Below are 9786 nucleotides of genomic sequence, written 5' to 3'. Positions count from 1 at the left end.
TGTATACAGCTTGCTAACAATGTGTTTTACTTTTGGAAGTTCGTCGTTGTAAGCCCTGTAGCCATCCGTGTTTGCATGACTGACGACGGTAACGCTGATGGCCACTTTTGCCATAACCGTGTTTTTTCACAGGAGATGTCTATTTACAAAACGGGCATCTTACATCAACTTTAGCCACTGTATTCCACATCAAAAACCGGACATTTCACACTGCAATCAACATATTGAATACACGACCCAGTTCTGGCATATGAAGCCGATGACCGGTATCAAATAACCACCCGCCGCCGCTATAGCCCAGCGCCAACCCCAGACGGCTGAATCCCATGTAACTTCCGCGCGCACGCGCATCCGCCAGCGACGCGCTTAACGTTTCGCGGGCGGGTTCAGCGATACAATTTCAGTAACGTCCTGCGTGGCTCCTTCCACGCGTGCTATCTGGGCTATTCGCTCGGAGAGAAATGGCAGGGCATGATGTATGAAGCCTTACAGCCCGCGCTGCGCTATGTAGCGCCAACAGCACATGCACCGAATTATGGCCAACTACATGCCGCACAATCAGCGCAGCGGTAATCTGCTGACGCGACTGTGCTTTGAACGTGAGGTGTATGCTAAAAAATACTTGTTAATCGACGGTACCTAGCAGGATCATGTTCTGACTGCCTTGACTAATGAACAATGGACGCCTCAGCGATAGGAGCCCAGAGAATGAAATATCAGTTTGATGCCAAAGCGTTGCGCGTGGTGTGCTGTTTGTTGGAAAAACGGATCACCACGCCCGAACAGTACCCCATCTCGCTAAATGGCGTGGTAACGGCCTGCAATCAGAAAATCAACCGCGAGCCGGTGTTGTAGCTCAGTGAGAGCGAGGTTCAAAAAACGCTCGATGTGCTGGTTAAAAAGCGCCTCGTCAAAACCCTCAGCGGCTTTGGTAATCGCGTGATGAAGTATGAGCACCGGTTCTGCAACTCTGAATTCGGCGATCTGAAGTTTTCCTCCGCAGAAGTTGCGCTGGTAACAACGCTGTTGCTGCGCGGGGCGAAAACTCCGGGTGAATCGCGCAACCGAGGGGCGCGCTTGCATGAATTTGCGGATGTCGATGAAGTCGAACAGACGTTGACACTGTTGCAAACGCGGGAAGATGGCACCTTTGTGGCGCGCTTGGCGAGCGAGCCGGGTAAGCGGGAGAATCGGTTTATGTACCTGTTTGGCGATGATGAACCCGTTGCATCAGCCACCGACAGCGCTGAAGATCGCATGCCTGCTGAAACAACGGATCTCGCGCAGCGAGTGCTGGTGCTGTAGCAAGACGTGGCCGAATTAAAACAGCAATTGGCGCACTTGCTGTCGCAACAACGCTGAGTATTGTCCGAGGGAATGACTCCCTGACTGAAGGTGACACAGTGAATACAGCGAAAACGGACGCAGTGCTGATCCGTATCGGCATGGTTGGGCTGTGTTCGATTGCGCAAAAGGCCTATATTCCTGTGCTGATCCAGGAAAAACACTGGACGTTTGCCGGTGTTTTTTCTCCGGATCAGCAAAAAATGCGCACGCTTTGCAAGCAATATCGCCTGTCAGGTTATTCGTCACTGCAAGCGCGGGCGGGTGTGTGCGATGCTGTGATGGTACACAGCAGTACGGCCAGCCACTACGACGTTATCCGCACGTTACTGCACCTTGGCATGCACGTGTATGTCGATAAACCGCTGGCGGAAACGCTGCCGCAGGCTGAAGCGCTGCTAGCGTTAGCCGATCGGCAGGGAAAAACAGTGATGGTTGGATTTAACCGCCGTTTCGCTCCCGGTTATCAATCGCTCAAATCAACGTTACTGCATCCGGATTCTGTTCGGGTGGAAAAACACCGTGCGGATAACATGGGTCCGCAATCGGCGCGTTTTACCTTGTTGGATGACTATCTGCACGTGGTTGACACGGCACTGTAGCTGGCGGGTGAGGGGGCGGCGTTACAAGGTGGTGTCATTCGCAATAATGCGTCAGGGCAGCTTGTTTTTGCTGAAAATCTGTTTGCTTCCTCAACCTGCTAGGTTGTCACCAGCATGCATCGTTGTGCGGGCAGTCAGCGTGAGGCGGTGCAGATGATCGGGCACGGAGTCATTCACCACGTCGATAATCTCAGTGATTGCTGGCTGGAAAGTGGTGGCATTATCACGCGTTCCCCGGCACCGTCTTGGCAAAGTATTTTGGAACAGCGCGGTTTTGTGGGGGAAGTTGACCATTTTGTCGACTCACTTGAGAAAGGTGTTCAACCCCAAACATCAGGCGAGCAGGCGGTTCTGGCGCAGAGAGTGGTTGAGTCACTGCTCACATCATGCTGAATCCTGCTGTGAACTATCATCAAGGGTGGCTATTCCGCCCCTGATGCGTAGACTGTCGCCACGCCTGGCGGGCTGCGTTCCGCTGTAACTCTCGACACAACAGAATCGAATCGGATGAACTTATTAAAATCATTGACCGCGGTCAGTTCAATGACCATGCTATCGCGCGTTTTGGGCTTTATCCGCGATGCCATTGTCGCACGGGTATTTGGCGCTGGGGTGGCGACTGACGCCTTTTTCGTCGCCTTTAAACTGCCGAATTTACTACGTCGCGTTTTTGCAGAGGGAGCTTTCTCGCAGGCATTTGTTCCGATACTGGCTGAATACAAAAGCCAGCAAGGGGATGAAGCAACACGAACCTTTCTTGCCTACGTGTCAGGCATGTTGACGCTGGTGCTGGCATTGGTGACTGTGGCCGGGATGATCGCTGCGCCCTGGGTTATCATGGTGACTGCTCCGGGATTTGCCGCCACGCCCGATCGGTTTGCGCTGACCTCGGCACTGTTGCGCATCACTTTCCCGTATATTTTGCTGATATCGCTGACCTCGATGGTGGGCTCGGTTTTAAACACCTGGAATCGCTTCTCCGTCCCGGCGTTTGCACCGACATTTCTCAATATCAGCATGATTGGTTTTGCATTGTTCGCCACACCTTATTTTGATCCGCCTGTGTTAGCGTTGGCTTGGGCGGTGTTGCTGGGCGGGGTGCTGCAATTGGTTTACCAACTGCCGCATCTTAAAAAGATCGGGATGTTGGTATTGCCACGCTTTAAATGGCGTCACCCCGGCGTCGGGCGAGTGATGAAACTGATGGCTCCAGCGATTCTAGGAGTATCAGTGAGCCAAATCTCGTTGATCATTAACACTATATTTGCCTCTTTTCTCAGTGAGGGGGCGGTCTCTTGGATGTACTACGCTGACCGACTGATGGAGTTTCCGTCCGGTGTACTGGGTGTCGCTTTAGGCACGATTTTGCTGCCATCGTTAGCGAAAAGCGTCGCCAGTGGCGATCAGGAAGCCTATTCACACCTGATGGATTGGGGGCTGCGTCTCTGCTTTCTGTTGGCGTTGCCGAGTGCGGTGGCGTTAGGCATTTTGTCGAAGCCGTTGATTGTTGCGCTGTTCCAGTATGGCAAGTTTAGCGCAGTGGATGCATTGATGACTCAGCGGGCGTTGATTGCCTACGCCATCGGGTTGATGGGGCTGATTGTGGTAAAAGTGTTGGTTCCGGGGTTCTATTCTCGGCAGGATATCAAAACGCCGGTGAAAATTGCATTGGTGACGTTGGCGTTGACGCAGGTCATGAATCTGATCTTTATCGGGCCGTTGCAGCATGCTGGTCCGGCACTTTCCATTGGATTGGCATCGTGTCTGAATTCAGGGCTGCTCTATTGGCAGTTGCGTAAACAGCAGCTTTTCCAGCCACGTCCGGGGTGGGGCATCTTTCTGGTCAAACTGCTTATCGCGGTGCTTGCCATGTCGGCGGTATTGATCGCGTTGCTAGTGTGGATGCCAGCCTGGGACATCGGCGGCATGACAGTGCGTATTTCGCGCCTGATGCTGGTGGTGGTGGCAGGTGCGGGGACCTACTTTGTGATGCTTGCGTTGCTTGGCTTCCGTCCGCGCGATTTTGCGCGCAGGGGTATGTGATCGGAACCAATAAAAAACGGTGGCTCAGGCCACCGTTTTTTATGACATGACGCAGTTGATTACATTTTATCGACGGTTTCAATGCCTAGGGTGCTTAATCCTTGTTTCAGCGTTTCTGCGGTCAACAGGGCAAGTTTCAGGCGGCTTTGACGCACAGCATCACTTTCGGCGTTCAGAATTGGGCAATGCTCGTAGAAACTGGAGAACAGGCAGGCAAGATCGTACAAGTAGGCACACATCACGTGCGGCGTACCTTCGCGCGCCACAGTAGTGATGGTTTCTTCAAACTGCATCAGGCGGGTTGCCAGCGCCGTTTCTTTCCCATCATTCAGTACCACTGGCTGTGTCAGTGCGGCTTTATCCAGGTTGGCGCGTTTGAAAATCGAGGCAACGCGAGTGTAGGCATACTGCATATAGGGCGCAGTGTTTCCTTCAAACGCGAGCATATTATCCCAGTCAAACACGTAGTCAGTGGTACGACTTTTTGACAGATCGGCATATTTTACCGCACCGATGGAGACAACGCGCGCCAATTCACGCAACTCGTCTTGTTCCATATCCGGTTTTTTACCCGCGATCAGCGTCAATGCGCGCTCATAGGCTTCGTCTAACAGGTCTGCCAGCTTGATGGTGCCGCCCGCGCGGGTTTTAAACGGCTTGCCATCTTTGCCCAACATCATGCCGAACATATGGTGTTCCAACGATACCGATTCCGGCACATAGCAAGCTTTACGCACGATAGTCCACGCCTGCATCAAATGCTGGTGCTGGCGGGAATCGATATAGTAGAGAACACGATTGGCGCCCAGCGTCTCATAACGGTACTTGGCGCAGGCAATATCGGTAGTAGTGTAGAGATAACCGCAATCTTTCTTTTGAACGATGACGCCCATCGGTTCGCCTTCCTTGTTTTTAAACTCATCAAGGAAAACCACCGTTGCTCCTTCACTTTCAACGGCCAGGCCTTTTGCCTTCAGATCGGCAACAATCTCCGGCAGCATCGCGTTGTAGAGGCTTTCTCCCATTACGTCTTTTTTGGTCAGGGTGACATTCAAACGATCGTAGGTGAGCTGGTTTTGTGTCATGGTGACGTCAACCAGTTTGCTCCACATTTCGCGGAAATAAACGTCTCCGCCCTGTAACTTCACCACGTAGTGGCGAGCGCGCTCAGCGAAGGCGGCATCTTCATCGTAGCGCAGTTTGGCCTCGCGATAGAAGGCTTCCAGATCGGGCAATACCAGTTCGCCGGAGGTGTCTTTCTGCACATCTTCCAGATGGGCAATCAACATACCGAACTGTGTCCCCCAGTCACCCACGTGGTTAGCGCGGATAACCTTGTGTCCGAGAAACTCAAGTGTGCGTACCGCAGCATCACCAATAATAGTGGAGCGCAGGTGGCCGACGTGCATTTCTTTGGCGACGTTAGGCGCAGAATAGTCAACCACGATGGTTTGCGGCGTGACCGGAGTGATACCCAACTTAGGTGTGTTCAAAGCCCGTTCGGTTTGTTGTGCTAACCATTGCGCATCCAGAAACAGATTGATAAACCCCGGACCTGCGATCTCCGTTTTTGCGACAATACCGCCCAACGACAGATGCTGAACTACCGTCTCTGCCAGTTGTAGCGGAGCAAGCCCAAGTTTTTTCGCCACTGCCATGACACCATTGGCCTGGTAATTACCAAACTGAGCCTTGGCAGACTGGCGCACCTGCGGGTCTGTGCCGTCGGGCGCACCTGCTGCAACCAATGCCTGGCTGACTTTTTCCGAAAGAAGAGCCTGAATATTCACCTGGATACCTTTAATAAAAATTTAGCCCCCTCTTATACCATATTTGGGCTTAGACGTCAGCAGGGCGCACCTTCCCCGCGAGAATTTTCCTGAGAAAATGCAAGGGTGATAGAGCACGAAGAGGGGGGGGGGGGAGAACGCGTCGGGAAAGGAGAAAAAGAAGAAGAAAAAACACCTGCGCTAGCGAAAAAGAGCCTGTTTAAGATTTTGTGTAAATGCCTTTCCTCAGAAGTGACCGTAAAGGCGGTCACCTAACTCGATAATAAGTGTATTAGTCGCGACTAATACAGTTTTATTCTTTTTGGTTGCCCTATCGAAGGGCATACCATTCCTTATGTTTCAGGGAGTTTGCCATTGCACCCCAAATATCGGACAGCACATTGACCGTAATTACCATTGCTCCGACAACCATAACCCCGGCGGAGATAGCGGAGTAATCTTGCTGGCGAATCGCATCCACCAACCTGCGCCCTAAACCGGGCCAACTGAACACCACTTCGGTAATGATCGCCAGCGTCAGCATGGTGGAAAACTGAAGCCCCAGTTGCGGTGTGATCGGTGGCAGTGCATTACGCAGCACATGGCGGCGAATGATGGTCAGTCGCGACAGGCCTCGGGTGGCGGTAGCTTTGACATAATTTTTACTGAACACGTCCGTCGTGCTAATGCGCATCAGGCGGATAACTTCCATCGTGGGACCGATGGCCAGCGCAATGATAGGCAAAATCAGATGGCGCACGGAGCTGAACAGCATTTCATCGCGATAAGGGGAGTCGGATAACCAGGCGTCAATGAGTGCAAATCCGGTCACAGGTTCTACCTGATAGAGCAGATCGAAACGACCTGAAACTGGCAACCAGCCGAGTTGCAGCGAAAACAGCAGCGTGAGCAATAGCGCCAGCCAAAATACCGGAATAGAAAAGCCCACCAACGCGATGGCGCTGATGATTATGTCAGGCGTTTTATTGCGCATCACGCCCGCTGTCATACCGAGCGGGATACCCACTAACAAAGAGAGTGTGAATGCCAATACGCACAGTTCAATGGTGGCGGGAAGCACTTCCTTCAATTGCACACTGATCGATTCGCCGTTAATCGATGAAATGCCCAGATCGCCGCGCATCAGGCTGCGCATAAAGAAACCGTAGGCGTCAAACAGCGTCGCGCCGCCCAGCGGGGCGTTGGGGGTGTAATAACATAGGCTGAATCCGACCAGCGTTAGCAGCAGCAGGGTTATCAGCAGCAACAACAGGCGACGCAGCGTAAAAATGATCATGGCTGTTCTCCCTCTTTACCCACCTGTGGTGGCACTTCCTGCGTCGGGTTCTCACCAAACTCGCGATATACCCCGGCGAAAGAGGCATTGCCAAACGGGCTTAATATCAGCCCTTTCATGTCATATCGGTATGCCAGCATACGCAGCGAAGAGGCCAACGGTAGCACAGGTAACTGCTGTGCCAGTATCTGCTGTGCTTGCTGGTAGTACTCAATGCGTTTGGCTAACTGCTGCGAGGTGAGGGCGCTTTGCAGCACGCTGTCGAACGTAGGATCGCACCAATGCGTATAATTGGTTTTCGAGTGAATTGCGGCGCAACTGAGCAGCGGGCGGAAAAAACTATCAGGATCGTTACTGTCGGTGGTCCAGCCGGAGAGCGTCAGGTCATGGCTCATCTCCATCAGGCGCGCCTCCTGAAAACGGCCTTCGACGGGGACAATGGTCACTTTCACACCCACCTGTGCCAAATCCGCCTGAATCAGCTCCGCAGTCTTTAACGGGCTGGGATTATAGGATTGCGATGCAACCGGCACCCACAGCTTGAGGTTAAGATCAGTTGCCCCTAGGGTTGTCAGCAAGTGTCGGGCTTCTTCCGGATTGTATTCGGTAATGCGCGATTCACTGTCATAAGCCCAGGAAGCGCGGGGCAGCGGAGACGCCGCTGTTTCTGCCGTGCCGTAATAGATGGACTGCATCAAACGGTCATTGTTGATTGCCAGCGCAATGGCGCGGCGAATGCGCATGTCGTCCAACGGCGGTTTACGCACATTGAAGGCGAGATACGCGATGTTCATCCCTGGACGCAGCGAGAGTCGTAGCCGCGGATCGTTGCGCAAAATGGGCAACTGGTTGGCGGCAGGATAGGCCAGCACGTCACACTCGCCGGTGAGCAATTTAGAGAGGCGACCGGTGCCTCCGACGCCCAAATCGACGACCACCTGCTGCATTCGCGGTTTTCCACGCCAGTAGCGATCATTGCGCATCAAGCGCAGATACTGACCGCTGCGATACGCTTCCAGTCGATAAGGACCGGTACCGACCGGCTCACGATCTAACAGTTCCTTTCTGTCCTGTTTGATCAACTGCTGACCATACTCGGCAGAAAGCACCGGTGCATAGTGGGTCGCCAGATGCCATAAAAAAGAGGCATCCGGACTGTTAAGGCGGATTTCCAGCGCATAGTCGCCCAGCTTGCGGATGTTTTGCACCACATCGGCAAACTGCAAACTGGTGAAATAGGGGTATTCTCCTCCGTTAACGTCATGATACGGGTGGGTTTTATCCAGCATACGTTGCAGGCTGAAAATCACATCATCGGCGTTTAACGGGCGAGTAGGCGTAAACGAGTCGGTGGTTTGAAACGGCACATCGTGGCGCAGGTATAGACGGTAGGTGGCACCGTTATCCAGAACTTCCCAACGTTGCGCCAGTTCTGGCATCAAACGGTAGGTGTAAGGGTCCACATCCAGCAGTCGGTCGTAAAGCTGTGCTGCCAGCGTATCGATGATCACGCCGCTGCGCGCCATTTGCGGGTTGAAGGTATTGACCACGCCGTTGACGCAGTACACGAAACCGCTGTAGCGGATATCTTCCCGCTGCGCCTGTGCGGGGTCTGCGGCGAATGCAGACCCTATCAGGCAGGCGGAGTACAGCGCGCCTATTTTTATCAGGTAGGAGGTGTATCCAGACATTCGATGCGATTTAGTTGGCTGAAAATCAGAGTTGTCATTATAAGAGTGTACCGCACTCTGCTAAAGCTCCCCACTCCGTAGATGCTCACTTGCTGTATTTTCCGCCAAATTTGGAAAAATGCAGCGCTGAGCCGGGTATCAGACGTCTACATCGCTGAGGATAGAGTGCTACCTCACGAAATGATAACTTTTGTTATTTTTTCGCTAAGGGATTAACGCAACCTGCCGTTATACACAAGATAACTCTGAATGGGCCAAGAGAATGCAAGAAAACAGGGAGAAATGCGTGTGAGTGTAATTTCAGCCTATCCGTCAGCTTTACCATCAACGGCAACCTACAATGCTACGAATAAGGTGTCTGAATCTGATGCAGTCTTAGTCGGACGACAAAAGTCGATCGAAGCGTTAGCCTCGGTAGACTTGACCCTATCGCCTGAAGCATTAGGGCGTCTTAAACAGGATTTTGCAAATGCGACGCCTCCGAGCCAAGAAGAGCAGGAAGCGGCAAAGAAACTGATGTTGGAGATGAGGAATACTTATCTTGATGAATTGGAGTGCAGGGCGCCCGGGGTGACGCACCCGCTATACAGCACCGTGTGCTCTGACGTGCCATTGACAGATTTTCGCGCTTTTTTGCTATGGCACCAAATGCAACGCGTGAATCGACTCGAGTATTAGCGGATGCCCTTTAGACGCAGTGACCATTCCGCTCGAGAGTTCGACAGACAGCACTCAGGCCGCAGGTATTGCATTGATGCGGGAGAAGCTGGATTTCATCAACAGCAACTACATACCCGAAGAGCATCAGGCACAGGTCCGTGCCGATATTGATAACTATATGGAACTGCAACTGACAGCGCGCGATAAAAGCATGAAGCGAATGCTGGATAATGAATTAGATGTATTAGTCGCGACTAGATCTGACACTGGACCTTGAAAGGTTGAGAGTTACCGGTTTTGATATGGGTGTCTGATCCTTAAACAAAACGCGAGGTAACTCTCATGCTTCATACTAACAATCCCATTATCAAACACAAAGC

At 52.5% G+C, this 9786-nt stretch carries 6 protein-coding genes and 5 pseudogenes; 6 read left to right on the top strand and 5 right to left on the bottom strand.

Features of this window, described 5'->3' with window-relative positions:
• Positions 1-73 precede the first annotated feature (73 nt).
• A pseudogene (locus tag QZ506_RS05320) lies at positions 74-178 on the bottom strand (IS1 family transposase); the annotation flags it as partial.
• Positions 179-238: 60 nt separating this feature from the next.
• Positions 239-400, bottom strand: a pseudogene (locus QZ506_RS05315) (multidrug transporter MdtH); the annotation flags it as partial.
• On the opposite strand from QZ506_RS05315, the pseudogene QZ506_RS05310 reads away from it, so the two are divergent.
• The 4 genes and pseudogenes from QZ506_RS05310 to murJ form a co-directional block, all read left to right on the top strand.
• Positions 397-643 (top strand): annotated as a pseudogene (locus tag QZ506_RS05310) (GNAT family N-acetyltransferase); the annotation flags it as partial. The pseudogenes QZ506_RS05315 and QZ506_RS05310 sit on opposite strands and share 4 nt — an antisense overlap.
• 65 nt (positions 644-708) lie before the next feature.
• Positions 709-1305 (top strand): annotated as a pseudogene (locus QZ506_RS05305) (DUF480 domain-containing protein).
• A gap of 140 nt (positions 1306-1445) precedes the next feature.
• Positions 1446-2339: pseudogene (locus QZ506_RS05300) on the top strand (Gfo/Idh/MocA family protein).
• A gap of 114 nt (positions 2340-2453) precedes the next feature.
• Positions 2454-3989, top strand: coding sequence for a murein biosynthesis integral membrane protein MurJ (murJ, locus tag QZ506_RS05295; protein ID WP_291969576.1), 1536 nt, complete (start codon positions 2454-2456; stop codon positions 3987-3989).
• 59 nt (positions 3990-4048) lie between these two features.
• Here the strand turns inward: murJ and argS are convergent, their stop codons facing one another.
• The 3 genes from argS to sapA all read right to left on the bottom strand — a co-directional run bounded on the left by argS (position 4049) and on the right by sapA (position 8746).
• Complete coding sequence (gene argS / locus QZ506_RS05290; protein WP_291969575.1) at positions 4049-5779, bottom strand: arginine--tRNA ligase; 1731 nt, start codon at positions 5777-5779, stop codon at positions 4049-4051.
• A gap of 310 nt (positions 5780-6089) precedes the next feature.
• Positions 6090-7055, bottom strand: coding sequence for a putrescine export ABC transporter permease SapB (gene sapB, locus QZ506_RS05285; protein ID WP_291969573.1), 966 nt, complete (start codon positions 7053-7055; stop codon positions 6090-6092).
• Positions 7052-8746 (bottom strand): ABC transporter substrate-binding protein SapA, encoded by a 1695-nt coding sequence (sapA, locus tag QZ506_RS05280; RefSeq protein WP_291969571.1) that lies wholly within the window; start codon positions 8744-8746, stop codon positions 7052-7054. The genes sapB and sapA overlap by 4 nt, the downstream gene beginning before the upstream one ends.
• Positions 8747-8995: 249 nt before the next feature.
• Between sapA and QZ506_RS05275 the strand changes: the two genes are divergently transcribed.
• Positions 8996-9424, top strand: coding sequence for a hypothetical protein (locus tag QZ506_RS05275; RefSeq protein WP_291969569.1), 429 nt, complete (start codon positions 8996-8998; stop codon positions 9422-9424).
• Between the two features lie 19 nt (positions 9425-9443).
• Positions 9444-9683, top strand: a complete 240-nt coding sequence (locus QZ506_RS05270) for a hypothetical protein (protein WP_291969567.1) — start codon at positions 9444-9446, stop codon at positions 9681-9683.
• The last annotated feature ends 103 nt before the right edge of the window (positions 9684-9786 follow it).

Origin of the sequence: Candidatus Symbiopectobacterium sp., from assembly GCF_020054415.1 — a bacterium.
Classification (GTDB): Bacteria; Pseudomonadota; Gammaproteobacteria; order Enterobacterales; family Enterobacteriaceae; genus Symbiopectobacterium.
Note: the sequence above shows the minus strand (reverse complement) of the source record. Positions and strands in the feature narration are given on the sequence as shown.